The following is a 26,171-nucleotide window of genomic DNA, read 5'->3' as shown; positions in this document are numbered from 1 at the left end:
GGTGCGTTGCCGTTACGGAACCGTGGTGCGAGCGGGTGCGTTGCAGATGCGTAGTTGCTGGTCCGTACAGGATGACTCCGCGCGGCGGACGACGCGTGGGACGACGGGGCGGGAGGCCGACGAGGCGTGGCGAATGCGGAGCACAGCGGGCGACCGGCGAGACCCTTCGGGGCGACGGCGGCCGGCACGGCCGGGGCACGCCTGCGCGCGGCCCGCCTCGCACTGTGGCTGGTCGCGGCGGTACTGGCCGTACGGCAGGTGGCCGTCGTCCTGAGCACCCCGCGCGGGGAGCGGCTGACCTATCTGGAGACCTGGCTCGGACCCGAGGGCGTGCTGCACGTCAAGGGCTCGCTCTACGACTCCTCCGAGTTCACCGGCACCCCGTTCGGCGGGCTCGTCCTCAAGCCGTTCACCCGGGCGGCCGAACAGGCCCTCGGCTGGGGGTGGACCTTCGGCACGCTCCTGCTGGTCGTGGCCCTCGGCCTGATCGTCGCGCGGGCCCTGCCGAAACCGGTGAGCCGACGGGCCTCCCTGCTGGCCGCGCCGGTCGCGATCAGCGTGCTGATGCTGTCGCTGCCCGTGCGCAACACGCTCTGGCTGGGCCAGACCAGCATCCTTCCCGTCCTGCTGGTCCTGGTCGGCTGTTTCGTGGCCCGCGAGGAGCGGCTGTCGGGCGCCCTGATCGGCCTCGCGGCGGCCCTGCAGCCCACGGTGCTGCTGTTCGCGCCGCTGCTGTGGTTCACCGGCCGGCGGCGGGCCGCGCTGTCCTCGGGCGTGACCTTCCTGGCCTGCACGCTGCTCGCGTGGGCGGCGATGCCGCACGACTCGTCCACCTACTGGGTGCACCACATGGCGGGCACCGGCCTCGGTGGGAAGGCCGACGGACTCGCCAACCAGTCCCTGCACGGCGCCCTGCTCCGCCTCGGCCTGTCCGGCCCGCTGGAAATCGGCCTGTTCCTTGCGCTGGGCGCGGCCGTGGCCGTGCTCGGCCTCCGTCGGGCCGTGCGCTACGCCCGCGACGGACAGCTGCTGCTGGCGGTGGCCGTCACCGGCTGCGCGGCGATCGTGATCTCCCCGACGGCGTGGCAGCACCAGCTGCTGTGGGTGCTGCTCGCGGTCGTCGGCCGGGTCGGCAAGCGGGCGTCGGACCGCCTGGTGTGGCCCGTCGCGGTCGTCCTGGTCATGTCGCTGCCGGCGAAGATGATGCTGCCGAACATGGCCGTGCTGTACCCGCTGAGGGACAACGGGGTGCTGTGGGCGGCGCTCGCCGCGGCCACGGTGATCCCCTTCCTCCCGCGCACGTCGCCGTACTTCTACCGCCCGATCCCGACGGAGTACGCCGCCCCGGCCCCGGCCCGCTGGACGTGGGTGCCGCTGGTCCCGGGCCTGCGCAGAGTCCTGACCCGCCCCAATCTGCTCCTGGAACTGCTGCTGATCCGCGTGACGTACGCGGCGTACGCGAAGGTCCGCCTCGCGGCGACCGGCGGCACGAACTCCGCGGGCCGGGCGCGCGCCGAGGAGCACGGGCAGCAGATCCTCGATCTCGAACGCTTCCTGCACATCGACATCGAACACACCGTCAACCACTGGGTCGTCAAGGTCGACTGGCTGCGGAACTTCTTCGACTTCTACTACGAGACCTTCCACTTCATCGTCCCGCTGACGGTTCTGGGGCTCCTGTACTGGCGCCGCCCGGTCGACTACCGCTGGGCCCGCTCGGCGCTCGGCTTCGCCACGCTGCTGGCCCTGGTCGGCTTCTGGCTCTACCCGCTGGCCCCGCCGCGCCTGATGTCCTCGCTGGGGATCATCGACACGGTCCACGGCGTCCAGGACTTCTCCAAGCCGGACTACGGCACGCTGACGAACCTGACGAACCAGTACGCGGCGATGCCGTCCCTGCACTTCGGCTGGTCCCTGTGGTGCGGGCTCATCATCGCGATCGTGGCCCCCAAGTGGTGGATGAAGGCCCTGGGCCTCCTCCACCCCCTCTTCACGGTCTCGGCGATCGTGGCGACGGGCAACCACTGGGTGCTGGACGCGGTGGGCGGCGCGGTGGTGGTCGTCTCGGGCTTCGGCCTGACGTACGCCCTCCAGGGACCACGAGCCCGGACGGCCACGGCCGTGGCGACGGAGGAGGGGGAGAAGAGGGCGGCGGAGGCGACCGCCGACGAGGCCGACGGGCAGGAGGTCCGTACGGGCGGCCGGTGAGGGGCAGAAGAGGAGCCTCAGCATTCCCTTGTGAAGGGTGAGGGCGGAGGTGCTGAGGTGGGCCGGAGGGTGTGTTGAGGTGAGGGAGAAGGACTCGGCTGCTCCACCGTCGGAAGGATCCCGCACTGTGGCACGCTCATTGACTCGACGTCACCTCATCGGCACGGCCGCGGCGGCAATGGGGACCGCCGCGGTGGTGGGCCCGCTGACGTCCGTGGCGCAGGCCGCCCCGGACGCCCCCTGGCCGGACACGATCCCGACCCCACCGGGCTTCCAGCCGGAGGGAATCGCCATCGCCCCCGGGGGAGTCGTGTACACCGGCTCGCTGCTGGACGGCTCGATCTACGCGGCCGAACTGGCGACGGGCCGGGGGAGGATCATCACCAAGGGGCAGGGCCCCATCTCGGTCGGTCTGAAGGTCGATCCGTTCGGCAGACTGCTCGTCGCCGGCGGCGACAGCGGCGAGGTCAGGGTCATCGACCGCAAGGACGGCCGGGTACTGGCGAATTGGCGGGCGGCGACGGGCACGACGTTCGTGAACGACGTGGTGGTGGGCTGCGGAGGGGCCTGGTTCACGGACTCGTTCAACGACGTCCTCTACCACCTGCCGCTCCGCGCCCCGCTGTCCGGCCCGTCCCCGCTGCGCAGCATCCCCCTGACGGGAGCCTGGTCACCGACACCCCCGGGCGGGGAGAACTGGGGCGCGAACGGCATCGCCCTGACCCCGGACAGCAGGGCACTCCTCGTGGTGAACGACACGGTGAACCGCCTGTACCGGGTGGACCCGGCAACGGGCAAGGCGACGGAGACGACCCTCGACACCGGCGAACTCACCAACGGCGACGGCCTGCTCGTCCGCGGCCGCACCCTCTACGTGGTCCGCAACTGGTCCTACGCGGTGGACGTCTTCACCCTGACCCCCGACGGCACGACCGGAACCTTCGCCAAGCGCATCACCGACCCCCGCTTCGACGAACCCACGACGGCGGCGATCCACGGCAACCGCCTGTACGTGGCCAACGCCGCCTTCGACTCCGATTGGTCGAACCCGACGACGTCCTCGACGATCGTCGGGATCACGCTCTAGGCCATACCGATGTCCGGGGCCGGTGTTTCTGTGTAGCAAATACCGTTGAGTTTGTCGGGATGGCGTTCGAGCATGCCTTTCAGGCGCGCAGCGGCTTCGTTCTCGGGCAGGGGAGACGGCGAGAAGATCCAGGCGACTCCTACCTGGCCGTCGACTTCGGCGTTGAAGTTCCAGCCGAACCATCCCGAGCTTGGGTCCACTTCCTGCACCCCGGGCCTGAGAATGGTGACAGAAGGCATGATCATCTCCCTCGGTGAGGCGTCCGTCAGCCACTGCCCTGCCGTAGGGAAACCGTACTGCCGGCAGCTGCACGCTGCTCGTCGGTGCGTCCGAACCAGACCGTTCGACCGCCGCCCGGGGCCGGGGCCCCAGGGCGGCGCCCGGACACGCCCCACTTGTCGACCAGTGCGTCCAGGGGGAACAGGGTGCGGCGGCGGTCCTCGACGTGGTCGTAGGCCGCGTCTCGGCCTTCCTCCCCTGGACCGGGACTACAGCCGCTGAATGATCGTCCCCGTCGCCAGTGCCCCGCCCGCGCACATCGTGATCAGGGCGAACTCCTTGTCCGTGCGTTCCAGTTCGTGGAGGGCCGTGGTGATCAGGCGGGCGCCTGTCGCTCCTACCGGGTGGCCGAGGGCGATCGCGCCGCCGTTGACGTTCACCTTCTCCAGGTCCTGGTCGAAGACCTTCGCCCAGCTCAGCACCACCGACGCGAACGCCTCGTTGATCTCGATCAGGTCGATGTCCTTCAGGGTCATGCCCGCCTTGCCCAGGACCGTCTTCGTCGCGTCTATCGGGCCGTCCAGGTGGTAGTGGGGGTTCGCGCCCACCAGGGCCTGGGCCACGATGCGGGCGCGGGGCCTGAGCTTCAGGGCCTTTGCCATGCGCTTCGACGCCCACATGATCGCCGCCGCGCCGTCCGAGATCTGTGACGAGTTGCCGGCCGTGTGGACCGCCGTCGGCATGATCGGCTTCAGGCCGGACAGGGCCTCGAGAGTCGTGTCTCGCAGACCTTCGTCCCGGTCCACCAGGCGCCACATTCCCTGGCCCGCCCGCTGTTCGTCCTCCGTCGTCGGGACCTGGACGGCGAAGGTCTCCTTCTTGAAGCGTTCCTCCGCCCACGCCGTCGCCGCCCGTTCCTGGGACAGCAGGCCCAGCGCGTCGACGTTCTCCCGCGTCAGGCCCCGGTTGCGGGCTATCCGCTCCGCGGCCTCGAACTGGTTGGGCAGGTCCACGTTCCACTCCTCGGGGAACGGCTTTCCCGGGCCGTGCTTCGAGCCCGAGCCGAGGGGGACCCTCGACATCGCCTCGACGCCGCAGCTGATGCCCACGTCGATCACGCCCGCCGCGATCAAGTTCGCGGTCATGTGCGACGCCTGCTGCGACGAGCCGCACTGGCAGTCCACCGTCGTGGCGGCCGTCTCGTAGGGGAGGCCCATCGTCAGCCAGGCGGTCCTCGCCGGGTTCATCGACTGTTCGCCGGCGTGTGTCACCGTGCCGCCGACGATCTGTTCCACGGCGTCCGCGGGGATGCCGGTGCGGCCCAGCAGTTCGCGGTAGGTCTCGCCCAGCAGGTACGCCGGGTGGAGGTTGGCCAGCGCGCCGCCGCGCTTGCCGATGGGGGTGCGGACGGCTTCCACGATCACGGGTTCGGCGGCCATGGGTGCGGATCCTTCCGGGGGGCGGCTCGGCTCCTGCAAGCGGAACTAGTACGTGTTCTAGTTCCGCTGCTTGCAGTCTGCTGATGTGATGTCGCTCACCGCAAGGGTCTTGCAGCCTTCAGCCCTCTCAACTACCTTCACGGCAGTCTATTTCTGATGAACCGTCAGATGACGGTCAGATGACGTGCCCCCTGGCTGGAGCTGCCCATGCACTGCCCAGCGCTTCCCGACGGGTTCGACTTCACCGACCCCGACCTGCTGCATCACCGTGTGCCCCTGCCCGAGTTCGCCGAGCTGCGCCGGGCCGAACCCGTCCGCTGGATACCGCAGCCGGACAATGTCGCCGGCTTCGGGGACGGCGGCTACTGGGCGGTCACCCGGCACGCCGACGTGCGGTACGTGTCCACTCACCCCGAGATCTTCTCCTCCTACCTCAACACCGCGATCATCCGCTTCCACGACCACATCGAACGCGCCACCATCGACGCCCAGCGGCTCATCCTGCTCAACATGGATCCGCCGGAGCACACGCGCGTACGGCAGATCATCCAGCGCGGGTTCACTCCCCGCTCCATCCGGTCCCTGGAGGAACGGCTCCGGACGCGGGCCCGCGACATCGTCGCCCAGGCGTCCGCCCACTCCGAGCCGTTCGACTTCGTCACCCAGGTCGCCTGTGAGCTGCCCCTTCAGGCCATCGCCGAGCTCATCGGCGTACCGCAGGACGACCGGGCCAAGATCTTCGACTGGTCCAACAAGATGATCGCCTACGACGATCCCGAGTACGCCATCACCGAGGAGATCGGCGCCCAGTCCGCCGCCGAGATCATCGCCTACGCCATGAACATGGCGGCGGAGAGGAAGCAGTGCCCCGCGCACGACATCGTCACCACCCTTGTCGCCGCCGAGGACGAGGGGAATCTGTCGTCCGACGAGTTCGGGTTCTTCGTGCTGATGCTCGCCGTCGCCGGCAATGAGACCACCCGGAACGCCATCACCCACGGGATGCACGCCTTCCTCACCCACCCCGAGCAGTGGGAGCTCTACAAGGAACGGCGGCCCGCCACCACCGCCGAGGAGATCGTCCGCTGGGCCACCCCCGTCGTCTCCTTCCAGCGCACCGCCACTCAGGACACCGAGCTGGGCGGGCAGCACATCAAGAAGGGGGACCGGGTGGGACTCTTCTACGCCTCCGCCAATCACGACCCCGAGGTCTTCGAGCGGCCCGAGGCCTTCGACATCACCCGGGACCCCAATCCCCACCTCGGTTTCGGCGGCGGCGGACCGCACTACTGCCTCGGCAAGTCGCTGGCGGTCCTGGAGATCGACCTCATCTTCAACGCCATCGCCGACGCCATGCCGGGCCTACGGCTCGTCGAGGACCCCCGGCGCCTGCGCTCCTCCTGGATCAACGGGGTGAAGGAGCTGCGGGTCAGCGCCCTGTAGGACGCCGAAGGCGGCGACCCCGTGTGTCGGGTCGCCGCCTTGTGCGTCAGCGCGGGTGCGGTGCGGCTCAGTACCAGCCGTTCGCCTGCCAGAAGTTCCAGGCGCCGACCGGGCTGCCGTAGCGCGAGTTCATGTAGTTGAGGCCCCACTTGATCTGCGTGGCGGCGTTGGTCTTCCAGTCGGAGCCGGCGGAGGCCATCTTCGAGCCGGGGAGGGCCTGGACGAGGCCGTAGGCGCCGGAGGAGGCGTTGGTGGCGTCGACGTCCCAGCCGCTCTCGTGCTCGACGATCTTGGAGAAGGCGTTGTACTGCGCGGCGTCCGGGATCATCTGGTGCGCGATCGCCTTGGCCTCGGAGGCGCTGGCCAGAGAACCGGTGGCCGCGTGGGCGGGGGCCGCGGTCAGGGCCATACCGGCGGTGGCGGCGGCCACGGCGGCGGTGGTGAGGGCCTTCTTCGGGGACTTGGCGATGCGGCGGATGACGGAGACGGACACGGAGAACCTTTTTCTTCGGGGACATGGTCGTCGCGGGCGGGTGTCCCGACCCCGTGGTGGCGGTCCGGTACATGCGTCGGCGCCGAGGCCCGTGGGCTTGTCGGCGCCGTGCGACGTCATCCACAGAACCAGGTCGGAAATGCCCTGGCAAATACCCCTTTTACTAGTCGTGGCCGCATTTGCCGTGATCTTGGTCCGTGTGAGCTGGATCTCAATGCGCAGGTCAGGGCCCATTATGGCGTGGACATGGCGTCCGAAATGCCCTACTAGCCTGGATAGTGGGTGATCCGGGTCATGTGGGGTGCTTCACCGCTCAACGGCCCTCGAATGTGACCGCGGTCTCGAACGCGGCCCGCCGGGTGGCTCTGCGTAGCGCCTTGAGCACGGCCGGACCGAGGAACACCGTGAGGACCACCGTGCACACCGCCCGGCCCAGGTCCCAGCCCAGGGACGTGGCCGCGCAGTAGGCGAGGAAACGGGCCAGATTCGCGGCGGGGCCCGCCTCCGGGTCGAACGCGATCGTCGTGCTGTTCCGGTCGATGAAGGGCCAGCCCTGCATGTTCATCGCCGTGCCGTACGCGAACGCCGCAAGGAAGCCGTACGCCGCCAGCAGCAGCACCTCCGCCCGGCCCCGCAGGCCGTCCCGGCCCGGCAGCAGGCCCGCGCCCATCGTGAACCAGCCCATCGACAGCATCTGATACGGCAGCCACGGCCCGACCCCGCCCGTGAGCAGCGCCGACGCGAACATCGTCACGCCGCCCAGCACGAAGCCGAAGCCCGGGCCGAGGACCCGGCCGCTCAGCACCATCAGGAAGAACATCGGCTCCAGGCCCGCCGTACCCGCGCCGATCGGGCGCAGCGCCGCCCCCGTCGCCGCCAGCACGCCCAGCATCGCGACCGCCTTCGGACCGAGGCCCGACTCCGCGATCGTCGCCGCCACCACCGCGGCCAGCAGGATCAGCAGACCCGCGAAGAGCCAGGGCGCGTCCTGGGCGTGGGCCACCGCCGAGGAGGCCGGCGGGGCGAGGAACGGCCAGATCAGCGCCGCGACGCCCACCGCGCTGACCAGGACGAGGGCCGCCACCGAGCGAGGGCCCAGATGAACGGCCCGCGCCTGCCGTTCCGCCGCTCCCGAGGAAACCCTCACGCCAGGGCCCTCCTCACCTCGGTCACCGTGAGCCACCTCTGCGGAGCCAGGATCTTCGCCACCTGTGGAGCGAAGGACGGGGAGGAGACCACCACATCGGCTGTCGGGCCGTCTGTGATCACCTCGCCGTCCGCCAGCAGCACGACCCGGTGGGCCAGCTCGGCGGCGAGTTCCACGTCGTGCGTGGCCAGCACGATGGCGTGGCCCTCGGCGGCCAGCCGGCGCAGATGCGCGGTCAGGCGGGCCTTCGCCTCGTAGTCCAGGCCGCGCGTCGGCTCGTCGAGCAGCAGCAGGGGCGGGCGGGCCGTGAGGACCACCGCCAGGGCCAGGGTGAGGCGCTGGCCCTCGGACAGGTCCCTCGGGTGGACGCCGTCCGTCACGCCCGGCAGGAGCTCGGACACCAGGGCGCGGCAGGTGCCCGGTTCCGCCCCGGCGTCCCGGTCGGCCTGCGCGCACTCGGCGGCGACCGTGTCGGCGTACAGCAGGTCGCGCGGCTCCTGCGGGACCAGGCCCACCCGGCGCACGAGGTCGCGGGGGGCCGTGCGGTGCGGGGTGGCGCCGCCGGTGCGGACCGTGCCGGCCGTGGGTTCGACGAGGCCGACGAGCGCGCCGAGGAGCGTGGACTTCCCGGCGCCGTTGCGGCCCATCAGGGCGATCGTCTCCCCGGCCGTCACGGTCAGGTCCACGTGCCGCAGGGCCTGGACCCGGCCCCGTCGTACGGCCAGGGAGCGGACCTCGGCGACGGGGGAGCCGGCGGGAGGTGCGGGGGTGGTGCGGCGCGTGAAGAGACGGCGGAAGGGGGACCGCGGCGCCGACTCGTGTCGCGGGGCGGGCGTCGTAAGAGCGTGGCCATCGGAGGTGAGGGTGTGGCTGTCGGAGATACGCGGACTCAGCCGGTGCTTCAGTTCTGCCGCACGTCTGCGGGCGTCCCGTACGGTCAGTGGCAGCGGGGACCAACCCGCGACCCGGCCCAGGGCCACCACCGGCGGGACGACGGGGGACACGGCCATCACCTCGGGCGGCGGACCGAGGAGCGGGGCGGCACCCGGTGCGGGCAGCAGCAGGATCCGGTCGGCGTAGTGCACGACCCGCTCCAGGCGGTGCTCGGCCATCAGGATCGTCGTCCCCAGGTCGTGGACCAGCCGCTGGAGCACCGCGAGGACCTCCTCGGCGGCCGCCGGGTCCAGGGCGGAGGTCGGTTCGTCGAGGACCAGCACGCTCGGGTGGGCGGTGAGGACCGAGCCGATCGCGACCCGCTGCTGCTGGCCGCCGGAGAGCGTGGCGATCGGCCGGTCGCGCAGGGCGGCGAGGCCCAGCAGGTCCAGCGTCTCCTCGACGCGGCGCCGCATCACCTCCGGGGCGAGGCCCAACGACTCCATTCCATAGGCGAGTTCCTCCTCCACCGTGTCCGTGACGAAGTGCGACAGCGGGTCCTGGCCGACGGTGCCGACCACGTCCGCGAGGTCGCGCGGTTTGTGGCGGCGCGTGTCGCGGCCGGCGACCGTGACCCGGCCGCGCAGGGTGCCGCCGGTGAAGTGCGGCACCAGACCGCTCACCGCGCCGAGAACGGTGGACTTGCCGACGCCCGACGGGCCGACGAGCAGCACCAGTTCGCCCTCGGGGACCTCGAAGTCGACGCCCTGGACGGCGGGTTCGGGCGCGCCCTCGTACGTCACGGAGACGTCCTCGAAGCGGATCACTGCGGCTCCTCGGGGCTGACGGGGGCGGAGGCGGAGGCGGGGGCGGAGGCGGGGGCTGGGACTGGGGCTGGGGCGACGAAGGCGGGCAGCAGGCCGAGCAGGACGGCAGCGGCGGGCCAGAGCGGAAGTCCCGGCGCGACCAGCGGGACCACACCGGGGTGCAGGGCCGCCGGGTCGCGGTCGGCGGCGAGGGTGAGCAGGGCGGCCACGGCGGCGCCGGAACCGGCCACCAGACACGACCGTACGTCCCAGCGGTCGGGGCGGTAACGGGTGCGCGGGGTGCGCCGGCCGCCGAGCCACAGCCCGGCGAGCGCGGCCGCGAGCCCGGCGAGGAGCAGCGGGGTGCCGTACGTTCCGCCGTCCGCGGTCAGCAGCCCGTACGTTCCCGCGCACACGCCGAGCAGGCCGGCGAGGGTGAGCGCGGCGGTCGTACGGCGTACGGCGGCGGGGACATGGACGGTACGGCCGTATCCGCGCGCGTCCATCGCGGCGGCGAGGGCGACCGAGCGCTCCAACGCGCCCTCCAGGACCGGGAGTCCGACGTGCAGCAGGCCGCGCAGACCCCGGTCGGGGCGGCCGCGCAGACGGCGGGCGGCCCGCAGCCGCTGGGCGTCGGCGATGAGATGCGGGGCGAAGGTCATCGCGACGACCACGGCCACACCCGTCTCGTAGAGGGCGCCTGGGAGGGACTTCAGAAGACGGGAAGGGCTCGCGAGGGCGTTCGCGGCGCCGACGCAGATGAGGAGGGCGCCGAGCTTCAGGCCGTCGTAGGCCGCGAAGAGAACCCCCTCGGCGGTCACCCGGCCACCGAGCCGGATGCCCTGCGCCCAGTGGGGGAGGGGGACTTCGGGGAGGGTGAGGAGGGTGTGGGTGCCGGGAATCGGGGAGCCGAGGAGGACGGCGAAGAGGAGGCGGACGGCGAGGACGGCGAGGGCGAGCTTGACGAAGGCGCCGTAGGAGCGGGACCAGGGGGCGTCGGGGCGACGGGTGGTCACGACGTAGGCGGAGGTGGTGATGAGGAGGGTGAGGAGGAGAGGGTTGCTGGTGCGGGTGGCGGCGGTGCCGAGACCTATGGACCAGAGCCACCAGGCGGCGGGGTGGAGTTGGGCGGGGCGGTGGCGCCGGCGCCGGGCGGGGCTGGGCGCGCCGGCCCGCACTCGCGGGGCACCGCCGCGCCCACCCAGGCCGCCGGACTGCCCGCGGCCATGGCTATCGACGGTGGGCATCTTTGCGCCGCCGGGACTGCCAGATCGCCGCTGCCGCCAGGACCGCCACTGCCGCCGCTCCCGCGTACAGTCCCAGGGACGGCCCGTCGCCCCCCTCCTCGTTCTCCCGCTCCTCCGGCTTCGCCGTGGGGTTCTTCGCCGTCCCCGACACCTGTTCGCCGCAGCCGCGCTCCGGGTATCCCGCGATCGCGCAGAGCAGGGCGTTGGTGTCGTAGCGGAGGGGCTTGGCCACGGCGGCGAGGGCTTCCGCCGTCGACGCGTCGGGGGAGACCTGGGCGCAGGCCGTACGCGCGGCCGGCGGGGTCTCGCCCGACGGGGCGTCCGCCGGGGTGCCGAAGTCGATGACGAGAGCGACGCGCTTCCTGCCCTCCCGCGCCGGTGTCTTCGCGCAGATCGCGGCGAAGGAGGCGGCGCCGCGCGGCTGGTCCGCGTCGCCGGAGTCCGCGCTCACCGCGAAACGGAAGCCCTGGACCGCGCCGTCGTCGGGGCGGGCCGTGGAGGGGCCCTGGGTGGCGTACGTCCAGCGGTCGCCGGTGCGGTCCCAGAAGGACCAGTAGCGGTAGCCGGTGGCGTGGGCCGGCGCCGCCGCGAGGGTGCACAGCAGCGCCGTGAGGAGGGCGGCGGCGGTGCGGCGGATCACGACTGCCGCCGCTTCCGGCCGCGGGCGACGAGGACGAGGCCGAGGGCGGCCACGACGACGACCGCGCCGCCGACGATCCAAGGGGCCTTCGACGTACCGTCGTTGTCGACCGACGCGGCGGCGGGCTTCGCGGACGCCGTCGCCCGCTGGGGAGCCGGGCCCGTCGCGTTCAGCAGTTCGACCAGGTCCTGGCCGCCGAAGGCGTGGACGTCGGCGCCGGTGGCGCGGGCCGCGAGGATCAGCTGGGCGTAGGCGGCGGGACCGCTCGGGGCGGCCCAGGGGGCGGAGTTCTTCTCCAGCCAGGACATGGTCGCGGCGGCGGCGTCGTGGTATCCGGCGGTCGCGAGGGCGATGGCCGCGTCCGCGGTGTTGCCGAAGTCGGGCTGGTTCTCCGCGCCCGGCAGGGTGGAGATGAGGTGGTGGTCCTTGGCCAGGGTGGTGGCCAGGTAGCCGGCGCCGTTGCGGGCGGCCTGCTCGGGGGTCGTCGCCCGGGCGCACGGTGTCGCGGCGGCCGGCTGCGCGGGGGCGCCCTTGACCGTCTTGCCGAGGGCGCCCACGACGGCCGCCGCGGTGGCGTCCGCGTTGGCCGCGAGCCTGCCGCTCTTGTCGGGCTGGTAGGCGAACGCGCCGCCCTCGGCGCAGGGCAGCGCGAGCTTCAGCAGGGCGTCGTAGGGGGACTTGCCGTCCTTGACGGTCCCGGTGGGCTGTTCGCCGGTCGCGGCGAGAGCGCCGATGACGACGGACGTGGAGTTGGCGTCGCTCGGGCCGCCCGGGGTGTAGCCCCAGCCGCCGTCCTTGTTCTGCACCGACTTCAGCCAGCCGACGGCCTTCTTGGCCTCGGTGTCGTGGCCGCCGAGTGCGGCGAGGGCCTGTACGGCGACCGCGGTGCTGTTGGTGTCCACCATCAGCCGGGCGTCGCACGGCTTCGTGGCGTCCGCGCGGAACGCCGCGAAGGCGCCGTTCGCGCACTGCTGTCCGGCCAGCCAGCGCACGGCCCGCTCGGCGGGTTTCACCCCCACGGCGTTCTGCGCCAGCATCGCCAGCGACTGCCGCCACACCCCGTCGTACGTCGGGTCGGTCGTGCCGTACAGGCCCTCGGGTATCGCCACCTTCGGCGTGGGCGACGGAGCGGCGACGGCCGGTACCGCGGCGATCACGGCTATGGATAGGGCGGCGGCCAGGGCCGTGGCGGTGCGGCGTGCGTTCATGATCGGCGGGTGCCTCTCCCTGACGGGGAGCCGGGCAGCACGGGACACCCCGGGCGGCTCGACTCCGTAGACCTCGACGGTGCGTGAGCCGGTCACGTCCGTGCGGGGCAGTCCGGCTCACCGCCCAAGAGCGGCTTAACGGTTGCGGGTCAGCGCCGGAATTGCACCGGCTTTCCCCCGTACGGGTGTGATGACGACCGGGCTACTGTACCGGCCGGTCAGCAGCGGTCCGAGAGGCACCTGTGGGCATGTACGCGAGCGGTCGTCGTACGGCTATGTTCTGCCCATGACGACCACGGGGAGGGCGCCGGGCCGACTGCTCGGCTCGGGGCGTACGGCGGACGTGTACGAGATCGACGAGCGGTGGGTGCTGCGCCGCAACCGGGAGGACTGGGCGGACGCGGCCGCCGAGGGGGCGCTGATGGCGTATCTGCGCGAGCACGGCTACCCGGTGCCCGCCGTACGGCCCTCGGGTTCGCGCACCGATCTGGTGATGGAGCGGCTGGAGGGGCCGACGATGCTCCAGGCGTTCGCGGCGGGCGAGCTGGACGCGGCGCGAGCGGGGGCGATGCTCGCCGGGCTGCTGCGTGAGTTGCACGCGGTCCCCGGACGGCGTTCCCCCGACGCCCGGATCCTCCACCTCGACCTCCACCCCGACAACGTGATCCTCACCGCCGACGGGCCCCGGGTCATCGACTGGGACACGGCCGGGGAGGGCGAGCCGGGGCTCGACTGGGGTATGTCCGCGGTGATCCTGGCCCAGGTCGCCGTATCGCCCGAGCCCGTCGCCGCGGCGGCCGGGCAGATCCTCGCCCACCTGCTCGCCGACCCGTCCCCCCTCACCGCGACGGGCCTGGAACAGGCGCTACGACGGCGCGCGGCGAACCCGACCATGAGCGCGGCGGAGGTCGAACTCCTGGGGGAGGCCGAGGAGTTGATCCGGTCGTTTCTGCCGCGGCGTCGTTAGGAGGCTCGGGCGACGGCCACGTACGCCACCGGCCCGCTCCCCGTCACCGTCTCCGCGCGGCCCTGTTTCACCAGGTGGCGCAGGTGGGCCTCCGCCTCCGCGACGGCGATGTTGCGGGATCCGTAGGGGATGTCGGACCAGGGGCGGTTCCACTCCATGCGCTCGGCGAGCTGCCAGGCGGTGAGGGGCTCGGTGAGCAACGCCAGGAGGCCGGTGAGGCGTTGCTCGTGGTGGGTGAGCAACGCGCCGACGCGGGACGGGGCGTCGGTGAAGGGGTGCTGGTGGGCCGGGAGGATCTCGGCGGGGGTGAGCCGGGCGACGCGTTCGAGGGAGTCGAGGTAGTCGCCGAGCGGGTCGATGACCTCCTCCACCGCGACCTCCCCCACGGTGACGTCTCCGACGCCGACTTCCCCGACGGGGACCTCCTCCACGCTCGGCTGCGCTCGCGCGAAGGGACCCCCATGGCCGTCGGGGTCCTCGTACAGGCCGATGTGCGGGGTGATCCCGGGGAGCAGGTGGTCGCCGGAGAACAGGCGGCCGTGGCCCGGGAGGCGGGCCGGGTGGTCCTCCTCCAGGTGGAGGCAGACATGGCCGGGAGTGTGGCCCGGGGTCCAGATCGCGCGCAGCCGCCGGCCGGGGAGGTCGAGGAGTTCGCCCGGGGTGATCTCGCGGTCGGGGAGGGCGGGGGAGAAGCCGGGGAGGGGGCGGCCGGCGCGGGGCGAGCGCAGCGGCGCCACATGGTCGTCGGGGGCGCCGGCGGCGATCAGCTTGTCCGCCATGTACGTGAACCAGCGCTCGGGGCGGGTCTCGCGGGTGCGCCGCACGATCGCCAGGTCCGCCGCGTGCATCGCGATCCAGGCGCCGGAGGCCTCCCGCACCGCGCCGGACAGGCCGTGGTGGTCGGGGTGGTGGTGGGTGATGACCACCCCGTACAGCTCGCTGACGTCGGTGCCGCAGGCGGTCAGGCCCGCGGTCAGGGTGTTCCAGGAGTCCGGGTCGTCCCAGCCGGTGTCGATCAGGACCGGGCCGCGGTCGGTGTCGACGACGTACACGAGGGTGTGGCCGAGCGGGTTGTCCGGGATCGGGACCCGGATCGAGCGGACGCCGCCGCCGTGGTCGTACGTCTGCGGCGTGTCGTGCGTCTGCGTCATGGGTGGGTCCCCTCCCCGTCGGGCGGCCATGGCGCGACCTTGCGCGGCCATTGCCCACTATAACGAGAACTGGTATCAGTTCCTGAAACACCGTCAGAAATGAAGGCAGTGGCCATGGCTGAGCTCGTGGAACACGGACAGCTGTTCATCGGCGGGGAGTTGACCGATCCCCTGGGCGAGGGCGTCATCGAGGTGGTCTCGCCGCACACGGAGGAGGTCATCGGGCGGGTGCCGCACGCCTCCACGGCCGATGTCGACCGGGCCGTCGCCGTCGCCCGGCGGGCCTTCGACGACGGGCCCTGGCCGCGCATGAGCCTCGACGAGCGGATCGCCGTCGTCACCCGGATCAAGGACGGGATCGCCGCCCGCCACGAGGAGATCGCCCGGGTCATCTCCTCCGAGAACGGCTCCCCGTACTCCTGGAGCGTCCTCGCCCAGGCCCTCGGCGCGATGATGGTGTGGGACGCGGCGATCACCGTCGCGCGCGGCTTCCCGTACGAGGAGCGGCGGGACGGCGTGCTCGGGCGGATCCTCGTGCGGCGCGAGCCCGTCGGGGTCGTCGCGGCCGTCGTCCCCTGGAACGTCCCGCAGTTCGTCGCCGCCGCCAAGCTCGCGCCCGCGCTGCTCACCGGCTGCACGGTCGTGCTCAAGCCGTCGCCCGAGTCGCCGTTGGACGCGTATCTGCTCGCCGAGATCACCCGGGAGGCCGGGCTGCCGGACGGTGTGCTGTCCATCCTCCCCGCCGACCGCGAGGTCAGCGAGTACCTCGTGGGTCATCCCGGCGTCGACAAGGTCTCCTTCACCGGCTCGGTCGCGGCCGGCCGGCGCGTGATGGAGGTGGCGGCCCGTCATCTCACCCGCGTGACGCTGGAGTTGGGCGGCAAGTCGGCGGCCGTGGTGCTGCCGGACGCGGACGTGGAGACGGCCGTCGCGGGCATCGTCCCCGCCGCGTGGATGAACAACGGGCAGGCGTGCGTGGCCCAGACGCGGATCCTCGTGCCGCGCTCGCGCTACGCCGAGTACGCCGACGCCTTCGCCGCCGCCGCGAGCGCGCTCGTCGTCGGCGACCCGCTGGACCCCGCGACCCAGGTCGGCCCGCTGGTGGCCCGCCGGCAGCAGGAGCGCAACCTCGACTACATCCGGCTCGGGCAGGAGGAGGGGGCGAAGATCCTCACCGGCGGTGGCCGGCCCGCCGGGCTGGAGCGCGGCTGGTACGTCGAGCCGACCCTCTTCGGGGACGTCGACAACGGGATGCGGATCGCCCGCGAGGAGATCTTCGGCCCGGTCATCTGCCTGCTGCCCTACGGCGACGAGACCGAGGCCGTGAAGATCGCGAACGACTCCGACTACGGGCTGAGCGGCAGCGTGTGGACGGCCGACGTGGAGCACGGTGTCGACATCGCCCGCCGGGTCCGCACGGGCACGTATTCGGTCAACACCTTCAGCCTCGACATGCTCGGCCCCTTCGGCGGCTACAAGAACAGCGGTCTGGGGCGGGAGTTCGGGCCCGAGGGGTACGGGGAGTACCTGGAGCACAAGATGATCCACCTGCCGGCGGGGGCGTAGGCGGATGGGCGACCGATGGCACATCGAGGTGGACCGCTCGCTGTGCATCGGCTCGGCGGGCTGCGTGCACCGGGCGGCGGACGGCTTCCGGCTCGACACCGCCCGCCAGTCCCACCCGGTGGAGGCGGACACGGACGCCAACGAACGCGTCCTGGAGGCCGCCGAGAACTGCCCGGTGGAGGCCATCACGATCACCCTGCTGGGCAGCGGTGAGCCGGTGTTCCCGCCCGAGGAGTAGCCGGGGAGAGGGGGAACGGGTCAGGAAGGATCCGTCAGGTCGATCAGGCGGCACACCGTCTCGATGTCGATCTTCACCTGGGCGATCGAGGCCCGGCCCGACAGCCAGGTGATGAGCGCCGAGTGCCAGGTGTGCTCGATGACGCGGACCGCGGACAGCTGGGCGGGGGTCGGGTCCTGAAGGCCCATCGCGTCCAGGATGATCGCCGTGGTCTGGCGGGAGACCTGGTCGACCTCGGGGCTCACGCTGCGGTCCGCGAACGTGAGGGCGCGGACCATGGCGTCGGCGAGATGCGGCTCGCGCTGGAGGGCGCGGAAGGCCCGCATCAGGGTCTCCGCGACCCGCTCCGCGGGACGGTCGCCCGCCGGGGGCTTCTTCCTCAGCGTGCCGTGCATGTGCTCCAGCTGGTCCTGCATGGTGGCGACCAGCAGATGCACCTTGGACGGGAAGTAGCGGTAGAGCGTGCCCAGGGCGACCTGGGAGGACTCGGCGACCTCCCGCATCTGGACCGCGTCGAAGCCACCCCGGCTCGCGAGCTGGGCGCTCGCGTGCAGAATCCGCCGGCGCCGGGCCTCCTGCCGCTCCGTCAGGGGCGGGGAGACGGGGCGCGCGCTTCTGGTGTCCGCAGACATGGGTCCCGTTCCGTGACAGTCGGTGAGGGCTGATGATCGCACAGCAGGACGGGGCGGTCCGGCCGTGGCGTGAATCACCTGATCCACTGGTCACAGCACCCTTACCTGCCGGTAGATTCGGAGCCTCCCGAACGATCAAGTCTGAAACTTGTTCTAGATTAGCGTCCCGACGTAATCTCGCGGGACGGCGCAGGCAGAAGGGGGCCCGGAGTGACCGCTGAGGCCAGTCGGGCGAGGCCCGGGCACGGGCTCGCCGCCGACGGCGAGCGACCGCTCGACATCGCGCTCCTCACCTATAAAGGGAACCCGTTCTGCGGCGGGCAGGGCGTCTACGTACGGCACCTCTCGCGCGAGCTGGCCCGCCTCGGCCACCGCGTCGAGGTGATCGGCTCCCAGCCCTACCCCGTCCTCGACGAGGGGTACGCCAACCTGTCCCTCACCGAGCTGCCCAGCCTCGACCTGTACCGCCAGCCCGACCCCTTTCGCACCCCGGGCCGCGACGAGTACCGCGACTGGATCGACGCGCTGGAGGTCGCCACCATGTGGACCGGTGGCTTCCCCGAGCCGCTGACCTTCTCGCTGCGGGCCCGCCGCCATCTGCGCGCGCGGCGCGGCGCGTTCGACGTCGTGCACGACAACCAGACCCTCGGCTACGGCCTGCTGGGCGACATCGGCGCCCCGCTCGTCACCACCATCCACCACCCCATCACCGTGGACCGGCAGCTGGAGCTGGACGCGGCCGAGACCTGGCAGCAGCGGTGGGGCAAGCGGCGCTGGTACGCCTTCACGCGCATGCAGAAGCGGGTCGCGCGCCGGCTGCCGTCCGTCCTGACCGTCTCCGGCACCTCCCGGGCCGAGATAGTCGACCACCTGGGCGTCCGTCAGGACCGTATCCACGTGGTGCACATCGGCGCCGACACGGACCTGTTCTCGCCGGACCCGTCCGTCCCGGGCGTCGCCGGGCGGATCGTCACGACCTCCAGCGCCGACGTGCCGCTCAAGGGCCTGGTCTTCCTCGTCGAGGCACTGGCGAAGGTCCGCACCGAACACCCCGACGCCCATCTGGTCGTCGTCGGCAAGCGGCCCACGGAGGGACCCGTCGCGCAGGCCGTCGAACGCTACGGCCTCGAAGGCGCCGTCGAGTTCGTCAAGGGCATCTCCGACGCGGAACTCGTCGACCTGGTCCGCTCGGCGGAGGTCGCGTGCGTGCCGTCGCTGTACGAGGGCTTCTCGCTGCCGGCGGCGGAGGCGATGGCGACGGGCACACCGCTGCTCGCGACGACGGGCGGGGCGATTCCGGAGGTGGCCGGCCGCGACGGGGAGACGTGCCTCGCCGTACCGCCGGGCGACGCGGGCGCGTTGGCCGCCGGGCTGGTACGGCTGCTCGGTGACCCCGAGCTGAGAGTGCGGCTCGGCCGCGCCGGACGTGAGCGGGTGCTGGAGCGGTTCACCTGGGCCCGCGCCGCGGAGGGCACCGTGCTCCGCTACCGCGAGGCCATCGCCGCCTCCGCCGGCAGGCATCCCGACCGCTCCGCGGCCGCGGATGCCCAGTCCCCGGCCCCGACAAGTGACACCGGTGTCTATTCCGAAAGCAGGGCCACGTGCTGACCGTCGACTTCTCCCGGTTCCCGCTCGCCCCGGGCGACCGCGTCCTGGACCTCGGCTGCGGTGCCGGCCGGCACGCGTTCGAGTGCTACCGGCGCGGCGCCCAGGTCGTGGCGCTCGACCAGAACGGTGAGGAGATCCGCGAGGTCGCCAAGTGGTTCGCCGCGATGAAGGAGGCGGGCGAGGCCCCCGAGGGCGCGACCGCCACGGCGATGGAGGGCGACGCCCTCGCACTGCCCTTCCCCGACGAGTCCTTCGACGTCGTCATCATCTCCGAGGTGATGGAGCACATCCCCGACGACAAGGGCGTCCTCGCGGAGATGGTCCGTGTGCTCAAGCCCGGCGGGCGGATCGCGATCACCGTGCCCCGCTACGGCCCCGAGAAGGTCTGCTGGACCCTGTCCGACGCCTACCACGAGGTCGAGGGCGGCCACATCCGCATCTACAAGGCGGACGAACTGCTCGCCAAGATCCGCGAGGCCGGTCTCAAGCCCTACGGCACCCACCACGCGCACGCCCTGCACTCGCCGTACTGGTGGCTGAAGTGCGCGTTCGGCGTCGACAACGACAAGGCGCTGCCGGTGCGGGCGTACCACAAGCTGCTGGTCTGGGACATCATGAAGAAGCCGCTGGCCACCCGGGTCGCCGAGCAGGCGCTGAACCCGCTGATCGGCAAGAGCTTCGTGGCGTACGCGACCAAGCCCCACCTGCCGTCGGTGGACGCGCGGTGACGACTCCCCGCACCGAGCACCTCGTCCTGCCCGGGGTGCTCACCGCCGAGCAGGCCGCCCAGACCGTGCGCGGCATCCTGGCCGCGCAGCGGGAGGACGGCGCGATCCCCTGGTTCCGCGGGCATCACCTCGACCCGTGGGACCACACCGAGGCGGCGATGGCGCTGGACGCGGCCGGCGAGCACGAGGCCGCCGCCCGCGCCTACGCCTGGCTGGCCCGGCACCAGAACGAGGACGGCTCCTGGTTCGCCGCCTACGCGGACGGCGCCTTCGACGACGTCACCGACCGGGGGCGCGAGACCAACTTCGTCGCCTATGTCGCCGTAGGGGTGTGGCACCACTATCTGTCGACCGGGGACGACGTGTTCCTGGACCGGATGTGGCCGATCGTGTACGCGGCGGTCGAGTACGTGCTGCGGCTCCAGCAGCCCGGCGGGCAGATCGGGTGGCGGCGCGACGACGACGGCACGCCCACGGCGGACGCCCTGCTCACCGGCAGCTCCTCCGTCCACCACGCCCTGCGGTGCGCGCTCGCCATCGCGGAGCAGCGCGAAGAGCCGCAGCCCGACTGGGAGTTGGCGGCGGGCGCGCTGCGCCACGCGATCCGCCGGCACCCGGAGCGGTTCCTCGACAAGAGCCGCTACTCGATGGACTGGTACTACCCGGTGCTGGGCGGCGCGGTGACCGGCGCCGAGGCCACCTCCCGTATCGAGCAGGCGTGGGACGCCTTCGTCGTGCCCGGGGCCGGGGTGCGGTGCGTGGTGCCCAACCCGTGGGTGACCGGCGGGGAGTCGGCCGAACTCGCCCTGACGCTCTGGGCGATGGGCGAGTCGGACCGCGCGCTGGAGATCCTGCAGTCGATCCAGCACCTGCGGGATCCGGAGACGGGCCTGTACTGGACGGGATACGTCTTCGACGACGACGCGATATGGCCGCGCGAACTCACCACCTGGACAGCGGGTTCGCTGCTCCTCGCGGTCGCCGCGCTGGGCGGCCACGAGGCGACGTGCGCGGTGTTCGGCGGGGAGCAGCTCCCGACCGGCCTGGACCCCGACTGCTGTTCCTGAGCGGGCCGCGCGGTCAGCGGGTGCGGTGCATCCGGCCCGCGATCGCGTGCCCCACGAAGAGGTAGACGACCGCCGCCAGACCGTACCCGGCGACGACCCGCGCCCACGCCTCGTCGAACGTGAACAGGTCCCGGGACCAGCCCGCCAGCCAGTCGGCGGTGTTGTGGACGAACCGCACCAAGTCGTTGCCGCGGTTGGCGTCCAGAAGGTACATCAGGATCCACAGGCCCAGGATCAGGGCCATGACGTCGGCGACGATCGCGACGACCGCGCCGGCCCGGTTCGTACCGTACCGATAGTGAGGGGACATGCGCGCCGGGTACCCCTCGCCCGCCGGACGAATCCCTGGCCCCGTTCAGGAGGTGAGTTCGGCCAGCACGCGCAGGGTGTGCGGGTCGGGCGCGAGGGCCAGCAGGTCGGTCACCGGGCCCTCGCGCCACGACTCCAGCCGCTCGGCGATGCGTTCGCGCGGGCCGACCAGGGAGATCTCGTCGGCGAAGGCGTCGGGCACGGCCCGTACGGCCTCCTCCCGGCGGCCGGACAGGAACAGCTCCTGGATGCGCCGCGCCTGCTCCTCGTACCCCATGCGGGCCATCAGGTCGGCGTGGAAGTTGCGGGTCGCGTGTCCCATCCCGCCGATGTAGAAGCCGAGCATCGCCTTGACGGGCAGCAGTCCCTCGGCGACGTCGTCGCACACCGTCACACGGGCCATCGGCGCCACCATGAACCCCTCGGGCAGTTCGGCGACGGCGGGCCCGTAGGCGTCCGGGCGGCTGGGGGACCAGTACAGCGGCAGCCAGCCGTCGGCGATCGCGGCCGTCTGGGCCACGTTCTTCGGCCCTTCCGCGCCGAGCAGCACGGGCAGGTCGGCCCGCAGGGGATGCGTGATGGGCTTCAGCGGTTTGCCGAGGCCGGTCGCCCCGGGCCCCCGGTAGGGGTGGGAGTGGAACCGGCCGGCCAGTTCCACCGGCGCCCGGCGCCGCAGCACCTGCCGTACGACGTCCACGTACTCCCGGGTCGCGGTCAGGGGTGAGGCGGGGAACGGGCGGCCGTACCAGCCCTCGACCACCTGCGGCCCCGACAGGCCGAGCCCGAGCATCATCCGGCCGCCGGAGAGGTGGTCGAGGGTGAGCGCGTGCATCGCGGTGGTGACGGGGGAGCGGGCCGCCATCTGCGCGACCGCGGTGCCCAGCCGGATGGTGGAGGTCCGGGCGGCGATCCAGGTCAGCGGGGTGAAGGCGTCCGAGCCCCACGACTCGGCGGTCCACACGGAGTCGTAGCCGAGCCGCTCGGCCTCCTGCGCGAGCGCCACCTGGCCGGGGTCGGGGCCGCGCCCCCAGTAGCCGAGCGCGAGACCGAGCCGCATGACCCCCACCTCCTGACGGTCCGTCAGATATGTGTGCGCCCGCGACTGTACGGCAACGGCCCCCCGCCCGGAAGGGCGAGGGGCCGTGCGCTGGAGCGTGAGGCGGGGCCTAGGGCCTCTCTTTCGGATCTTGCCGGGGTCGCGGGGTCTGGCACGCACATCTGCGGCGTTGTCGTCAGTTGCCGACGCTCCGCGTCGACGCCCTCCTCCGCCTTGCAGCTGCACGCACCAGACCCCGCTCCGGCCAGTCGGCAGGCCCCGTCGCTCGGAGCCGGCCGGATCCGAAAGAAAGGCCCTAGCCGCGCTGGATCCCGGAGGTGTCCCGCAGGACGCCGCGGCGGCCGTCCTGCGTCTGCGCGATCAGGCCCTGGCCGCCCTGCTCGACCGCCAGGTACCAGGTGCCCGGCGCCAGTTCGGCGATCGGCATCGGCGAGCCGTCCTCCGCGTACAGCGGACGCGGCTCCGGCACCGCGAACCAGAACGGCGAGAAGTCCGCCGCCGGCTGCGGGGCGGGAGCGGTCGGCTGGCCGCCGCCGAACGGCTGCTGCGGCGGCTGACCACCCTGCGGCGCGCCACCGAACGGCTGCTGCTGCGCACCCGGGTAGCCGTAACCGCCGGGCGGCTGGGCGCCGTAGGGCTGCGGCGTCGGCGGCTTCGGCGCGGGCACGAGCCCGGCCTGAAGGGCCGGCACCAGCGGCGTGGCGACGGCGGCGCCCGCCATCACCAGCGTGCCGACGAGGGCGAGGATCAGACCGGTGCCCGCGTCCGGCGCGCCGGAGCTGTCGCCGATGTTGTCCAGGCCGCCGACCGGGTCGATGACGTTGCCGAGCGCGCTCCACGCGGCGAACACCGTGAAGGCGGCGCCGAACTGGCCCAGTTCCAGACCGGCGATCTTGCGGGGCTGGGGCAGGCCACGGGCGACGACGACGAGTGCGGCCCCGATGATGCCCGCCAGGACTACCCCGAGCAGGACCGGTCCGCTCTCCCAGAGATTCGGCAAATCGACGCTGTCCGGCACGTCGTCGTACGAGTAGAGGTCGAGGAACGACGCGATGAACAGCAACACCGCTGCTCCGATCACCACGCCGTCGCCTCGAGTGAGGGAGCGGATATTCACTTCAGGTCCTTCGTCAGTGGTCTTCGTCGTAGGCGAGGGCGGGGGTGGCCCCTCATCGTAGGGGCGACACTATCGCCCGCACGATCGGAATGTCCGCCCGGATCGGCCCGGTGATCGTCACCCGCCCAGGAAACTCACGATTCCCTCAGAGATCCCTTGCGCCGCCCGCTGTCGCCAGGCACCACTGGTCAGCAGTGCCGCGTCCTTGCTATCGCGCATGTTGCCGCACTCGATGAACACCTTGGGAACTGTTGACAGATTGAGACCGCCCAGGTCCTTACGCGTGACGAGACCGCTTCCATCGCCTACGTAGTTGGAGGGCGCGGTGCCGGTCGCGGCCGCGAACTCCCGTGCGAGGCGCTGCCCCAGGTCCTTCGAGGGGCCGACGATCGGCCCGGTGTCGGCCGCTCCCGCGCGCACCGTGGCCGGCAGGATCACATGGAAGCCGCGGTTGCCGTTCGCGGAGCCGTCCGCGTGCACCGACACCACCGCGTCGGCGTGCGCCGCGTTCCCGATGCGCGCCCGCTCGTCCACGCACGGCCCGAACGGCCGGTCCCCGTCCTGCGTCAGCTTCACCGTGGCGCCCTGCGCCTCCAGCAGCGCCCGCAGGCGGTGCGCCACGTCCAGCGTGAACGCCGCCTCCGTGTAACCGGAGTTGGTGGAGGTACCGGTGGTGTCGCACTCCTTGGTGTTGGTGCCGATGTCCACCTTGCGGGCGATCTCGGCGGTGTGCCGGACGTTCGCGGGGTTGTGGCCGGGGTCGATGACGACGGTCCTGCCCTTGAGGGGCGCGTCGGAAGAGGGAGCGGCGGGACCGGAGGCGCCGGTCTTGCCGTCGGCCCCGGAAGCGGAGGCGGAGCCGGAGTCCGAGTCCGAGCCGCTGACGGCACCGGCGCCGATGCCCGTGCCCCGGTCCGTGTAGGGCGCGCCGGACGCCGCCCGGTCCGCACCGCCGCCGCCGTCACCGGAGCCGCCCACCGCCCCGTACGCCAGCCAGCCCAGCAGCGCCCCCGGCACCAGCGCGGCCAGCCCCACGACGAGGGGGCGGCGCAGCGGGGAGCGAAGGGGCCGCGGGGGCTCGAATTCCGGACCTGCGTACGACACGCCAGCCACCCTAACGGGCGTCCGCCCGCCGCACCGGCCGGGCGCGGCCGAACGGACCGCGACGCGCATCGACCGCGGGGCGACGCCTGCTCCGCCTTGTCAAGAAAAGGTCAAGGATTCGTTAGTACGCTGAAGCATCGGAATAGTTGCCCGTGCATACGTCGTTCGACATGCACGTATCCCTACGTGCCTGTGCGACCCACTGACCCGACTCGGCCCCGGAGGCCCCACCCCATGACCCACACGACCGACCGGCCCACCCGCACAGCGAGCGGAGCGGTCGTCCCGGTGCTCGCCTTCGCGGGCATCGTGGTCGCGGTGATGCAGACCCTGCTCGTCCCGGTCATCAAGGACCTTCCGCAGCTGCTGGACACCGCGCCCAGCAACGCCACCTGGGTCCTGACCTCGACCCTCCTGTCCGGCGCCGTCGCCACCCCGATCATGGGCCGCCTCGGCGACCTCTACGGCAAGCGGCGCATGCTGATCGCCAGCCTCTCGGTCATGGTGATCGGCGCCCTGGTCAGCGCCGTCACCAGCGACCTGCTCACCATGATCGTCGGCCGTACCCTCCAGGGCTTCGCCATGGGCGCCATCCCGCTCGGCATCGGCCTGATGCGCGACATGCTGCCCCGCGAGAAGCTCGGCTCCGCGATGGCCCTGATGAGCTCCTCCATCGGCGTCGGCGGCGGCCTCGCCCTGCCCGCCGCGGCCCTCGTCGCCCAGCACGCCGACTGGCACGCCCTCTTCTACGGCGCGGCCGGCCTCGGCGCCCTCTCCATCGCCCTCACCCTCCTCGTCGTACCGGAGTCCCCGATGCGCGCCGAGGGCTCCTTCGACCTGCCGGGCGCGCTCGGCCTGTCCACCGGCCTCGTCCTCTTCCTGCTGCCGATCACCAAGGGCAGCGACTGGGGCTGGACCTCGGGCACGACGCTCGGCCTGTTCGCCGCGTCGGCCGTCGTGCTCCTCCTGTGGGGCGTCTACGAGCTGCGCGTCCAGGCCCCCCTCGTCGACCTGCGCACCACCGCCCGCCCCGCCGTCCTCTTCACCAACCTCGCCTCGATCATGGTCGGCGTCAGCTTCTACGTCGTCTCCCTGGTCCTGCCCCAGCTGCTCCAGCTCCCGAAGGCGACCGGCTACGGGCTTGGCCAGTCGATGGTCGTCGCGGGTCTGCTGGTCGCCCCGCTCGGCCTGACGATGATGATCACGGCGCCCGTCTACGCCCGCCTCTCGGCCAAGTACGGCCCCAAGGTCACCCTGATCATCGGCATGCTGATCATCGCGATCGGCTACGGCGCCGGCCTCGGCCTGATGAGCGCGGCCTGGCAGAGCCTGGTGATCGCCGTCGTCCTCGGCGCGGGCATCGGCCTCGCGTACTCCTCCCTGCCCGCCCTGATCGTCGGCGCGGTGCCGGCCTCGGAGACCGGCGCGGCCAACGGGCTCAACACGCTGATGCGGTCCATCGGCACGTCCGTTTCGAGCGCCGTGATCGGCATGGTGCTGGCGAACACCGCGAACGACGTCGGCGGCGTCGCGATCCCCACGATGCACGGCTTCCGGGTGTCGTTCCTGATCGCCACCGGTGCGGTGGCCGTCGGTCTGCTGATGGCCCTCTTCCTGCCGAAGCCGGACCGGGCGCCGCGGCTGCGCGCGACGAGCGGCGAGGAGGCGCCGCGCGGCGCGGACGAGGCCGTCAGCGCCTGACCGGACGAGGGCTGCCCCACTCGCCGTCTCCGGAATTGCCGTACCCCCGGTCGAACGCTGGGCAGGGGGTACGGCAGCATGGGCGGCCAATCCCTCGTACGACCGGAAGGACCCCC

General features: G+C 72.2%; 24 protein-coding genes. 10 read left to right on the top strand and 14 right to left on the bottom strand.

Annotation, left to right across the window (positions count from 1 at the left end; translation table 11 throughout):
* The first annotated feature begins 126 nt into the window (after window positions 1–126).
* Both ACZ5NW_RS11650 and ACZ5NW_RS11645 read left to right on the top strand, forming a co-directional pair.
* Window positions 127–2,208: a bifunctional glycosyltransferase 87/phosphatase PAP2 family protein gene (locus ACZ5NW_RS11650; protein WP_468743617.1), complete on the top strand. Its 2,082-nt coding sequence runs from the start codon at window positions 127–129 to the stop codon at window positions 2,206–2,208.
* A gap of 127 nt (window positions 2,209–2,335) precedes the next feature.
* Window positions 2,336–3,295: an SMP-30/gluconolactonase/LRE family protein gene (locus ACZ5NW_RS11645; RefSeq protein WP_468743616.1), complete on the top strand. Its 960-nt coding sequence runs from the start codon at window positions 2,336–2,338 to the stop codon at window positions 3,293–3,295.
* On the opposite strand, the gene ACZ5NW_RS11640 is transcribed toward ACZ5NW_RS11645, so the two are convergent.
* Window positions 3,292–3,534 (bottom strand): hypothetical protein, encoded by a 243-nt coding sequence (locus ACZ5NW_RS11640; protein WP_468743615.1) that lies wholly within the window; start codon window positions 3,532–3,534, stop codon window positions 3,292–3,294. The genes ACZ5NW_RS11645 and ACZ5NW_RS11640 overlap by 4 nt on opposite strands.
* Window positions 3,535–3,783: 249 nt before the next feature.
* Window positions 3,784–4,953, bottom strand: coding sequence for a steroid 3-ketoacyl-CoA thiolase (locus tag ACZ5NW_RS11635; RefSeq protein ID WP_468743614.1), 1,170 nt, complete (start codon window positions 4,951–4,953; stop codon window positions 3,784–3,786).
* A gap of 207 nt (window positions 4,954–5,160) precedes the next feature.
* Between ACZ5NW_RS11635 and ACZ5NW_RS11630 the strand changes: the two genes are divergently transcribed.
* Window positions 5,161–6,396 (top strand): cytochrome P450, encoded by a 1,236-nt coding sequence (locus tag ACZ5NW_RS11630; protein ID WP_468743613.1) that lies wholly within the window; start codon window positions 5,161–5,163, stop codon window positions 6,394–6,396.
* Window positions 6,397–6,463: 67 nt separating this feature from the next.
* Here ACZ5NW_RS11630 and ACZ5NW_RS11625 read toward each other — a convergent pair whose 3' ends face one another.
* The 6 genes from ACZ5NW_RS11625 to ACZ5NW_RS11600 form a co-directional block, all read right to left on the bottom strand.
* Entirely contained in the window at window positions 6,464–6,889 is a 426-nt protein-coding gene (locus ACZ5NW_RS11625) for an aggregation-promoting factor C-terminal-like domain-containing protein (protein ID WP_468743612.1), read from the bottom strand.
* A 313-nt stretch (window positions 6,890–7,202) separates the two neighbouring features.
* Window positions 7,203–8,036 carry an ECF transporter S component gene (locus ACZ5NW_RS11620; RefSeq protein WP_468743611.1) on the bottom strand — a complete coding sequence of 278 codons (834 nt, stop codon included), beginning with the start codon at window positions 8,034–8,036 and terminating at the stop codon, window positions 7,203–7,205.
* On the bottom strand, window positions 8,033–9,736 hold the full coding sequence (locus ACZ5NW_RS11615) for an ABC transporter ATP-binding protein (RefSeq protein WP_468743610.1): 1,704 nt from the start codon (window positions 9,734–9,736) through the stop codon (window positions 8,033–8,035). Before ACZ5NW_RS11615 ends, ACZ5NW_RS11620 begins: the two co-directional genes overlap by 4 nt.
* A complete protein-coding gene (locus ACZ5NW_RS11610) occupies window positions 9,733–10,962 on the bottom strand; it encodes an energy-coupling factor transporter transmembrane component T (protein ID WP_468743609.1) in 1,230 nt (409 codons plus the stop codon). The genes ACZ5NW_RS11615 and ACZ5NW_RS11610 overlap by 4 nt, the downstream gene beginning before the upstream one ends.
* Window positions 10,946–11,602, bottom strand: coding sequence for an SCO2322 family protein (locus ACZ5NW_RS11605; protein ID WP_468743608.1), 657 nt, complete (start codon window positions 11,600–11,602; stop codon window positions 10,946–10,948). The genes ACZ5NW_RS11610 and ACZ5NW_RS11605 overlap by 17 nt, the downstream gene beginning before the upstream one ends.
* Window positions 11,599–12,810, bottom strand: a complete 1,212-nt coding sequence (locus ACZ5NW_RS11600; protein ID WP_468743607.1) for a prenyltransferase/squalene oxidase repeat-containing protein — start codon at window positions 12,808–12,810, stop codon at window positions 11,599–11,601. The genes ACZ5NW_RS11605 and ACZ5NW_RS11600 overlap by 4 nt, the downstream gene beginning before the upstream one ends.
* Window positions 12,811–13,096: 286 nt before the next feature.
* On the opposite strand from ACZ5NW_RS11600, the gene ACZ5NW_RS11595 reads away from it, so the two are divergent.
* Complete coding sequence (locus ACZ5NW_RS11595) at window positions 13,097–13,777, top strand: phosphotransferase (protein ID WP_468743606.1); 681 nt, start codon at window positions 13,097–13,099, stop codon at window positions 13,775–13,777.
* On the opposite strand, the gene ACZ5NW_RS11590 is transcribed toward ACZ5NW_RS11595, so the two are convergent.
* Window positions 13,774–14,928 (bottom strand): MBL fold metallo-hydrolase, encoded by a 1,155-nt coding sequence (locus ACZ5NW_RS11590; RefSeq protein WP_468743605.1) that lies wholly within the window; start codon window positions 14,926–14,928, stop codon window positions 13,774–13,776. The two genes, ACZ5NW_RS11595 and ACZ5NW_RS11590, sit on opposite strands and share 4 nt — an antisense overlap.
* 114 nt (window positions 14,929–15,042) lie before the next feature.
* On the opposite strand from ACZ5NW_RS11590, the gene ACZ5NW_RS11585 reads away from it, so the two are divergent.
* Window positions 15,043–16,494: an aldehyde dehydrogenase gene (locus ACZ5NW_RS11585; protein ID WP_468743604.1), complete on the top strand. Its 1,452-nt coding sequence runs from the start codon at window positions 15,043–15,045 to the stop codon at window positions 16,492–16,494.
* A gap of 4 nt (window positions 16,495–16,498) precedes the next feature.
* Complete coding sequence (locus ACZ5NW_RS11580; protein ID WP_468743603.1) at window positions 16,499–16,732, top strand: ferredoxin; 234 nt, start codon at window positions 16,499–16,501, stop codon at window positions 16,730–16,732.
* Between the two features lie 20 nt (window positions 16,733–16,752).
* Here the strand turns inward: ACZ5NW_RS11580 and ACZ5NW_RS11575 are convergent, their stop codons facing one another.
* On the bottom strand, window positions 16,753–17,364 hold the full coding sequence (locus ACZ5NW_RS11575) for a TetR family transcriptional regulator (RefSeq protein WP_468743602.1): 612 nt from the start codon (window positions 17,362–17,364) through the stop codon (window positions 16,753–16,755).
* 210 nt (window positions 17,365–17,574) lie between these two features.
* Between ACZ5NW_RS11575 and ACZ5NW_RS11570 the strand changes: the two genes are divergently transcribed.
* Genes ACZ5NW_RS11570 through ACZ5NW_RS11560 form a run of 3 tightly spaced genes read left to right on the top strand, consistent with a single transcriptional unit; the run spans window position 17,575 to window position 20,767 of the window.
* On the top strand, window positions 17,575–18,972 hold the full coding sequence (locus ACZ5NW_RS11570) for a glycosyltransferase family 4 protein (RefSeq protein ID WP_468743601.1): 1,398 nt from the start codon (window positions 17,575–17,577) through the stop codon (window positions 18,970–18,972).
* Complete coding sequence (locus tag ACZ5NW_RS11565; RefSeq protein WP_385381949.1) at window positions 18,966–19,700, top strand: class I SAM-dependent methyltransferase; 735 nt, start codon at window positions 18,966–18,968, stop codon at window positions 19,698–19,700. The genes ACZ5NW_RS11570 and ACZ5NW_RS11565 overlap by 7 nt, the downstream gene beginning before the upstream one ends.
* Window positions 19,697–20,767, top strand: coding sequence for a prenyltransferase (locus ACZ5NW_RS11560; protein WP_468743600.1), 1,071 nt, complete (start codon window positions 19,697–19,699; stop codon window positions 20,765–20,767). Before ACZ5NW_RS11565 ends, ACZ5NW_RS11560 begins: the two co-directional genes overlap by 4 nt.
* 13 nt (window positions 20,768–20,780) lie before the next feature.
* Here ACZ5NW_RS11560 and ACZ5NW_RS11555 read toward each other — a convergent pair whose 3' ends face one another.
* From ACZ5NW_RS11555 to ACZ5NW_RS11540, 4 genes are all read right to left on the bottom strand, one after another.
* Complete coding sequence (locus ACZ5NW_RS11555; protein WP_468743599.1) at window positions 20,781–21,077, bottom strand: hypothetical protein; 297 nt, start codon at window positions 21,075–21,077, stop codon at window positions 20,781–20,783.
* A 45-nt stretch (window positions 21,078–21,122) separates the two neighbouring features.
* Window positions 21,123–22,133, bottom strand: coding sequence for an LLM class F420-dependent oxidoreductase (locus ACZ5NW_RS11550; protein ID WP_468743598.1), 1,011 nt, complete (start codon window positions 22,131–22,133; stop codon window positions 21,123–21,125).
* A gap of 295 nt (window positions 22,134–22,428) precedes the next feature.
* The gene (locus tag ACZ5NW_RS11545) at window positions 22,429–23,250 is read right to left on the bottom strand and encodes a hypothetical protein (RefSeq protein WP_468743597.1); all 822 of its coding nucleotides are present in this window, start codon (window positions 23,248–23,250) and stop codon (window positions 22,429–22,431) included.
* 117 nt (window positions 23,251–23,367) lie between these two features.
* Window positions 23,368–24,354 carry an N-acetylmuramoyl-L-alanine amidase gene (locus ACZ5NW_RS11540; protein ID WP_468743596.1) on the bottom strand — a complete coding sequence of 329 codons (987 nt, stop codon included), beginning with the start codon at window positions 24,352–24,354 and terminating at the stop codon, window positions 23,368–23,370.
* Window positions 24,355–24,588: 234 nt separating this feature from the next.
* Between ACZ5NW_RS11540 and ACZ5NW_RS11535 the strand changes: the two genes are divergently transcribed.
* The gene (locus tag ACZ5NW_RS11535) at window positions 24,589–26,055 is read left to right on the top strand and encodes an MFS transporter (RefSeq protein WP_468743595.1); all 1,467 of its coding nucleotides are present in this window, start codon (window positions 24,589–24,591) and stop codon (window positions 26,053–26,055) included.
* Window positions 26,056–26,171 lie beyond the last annotated feature (116 nt).

It is taken from the genome of Streptomyces sp. NPDC032126, from assembly GCF_055580085.1.
This window is presented reverse-complemented; position numbering and strand designations above follow the sequence as displayed.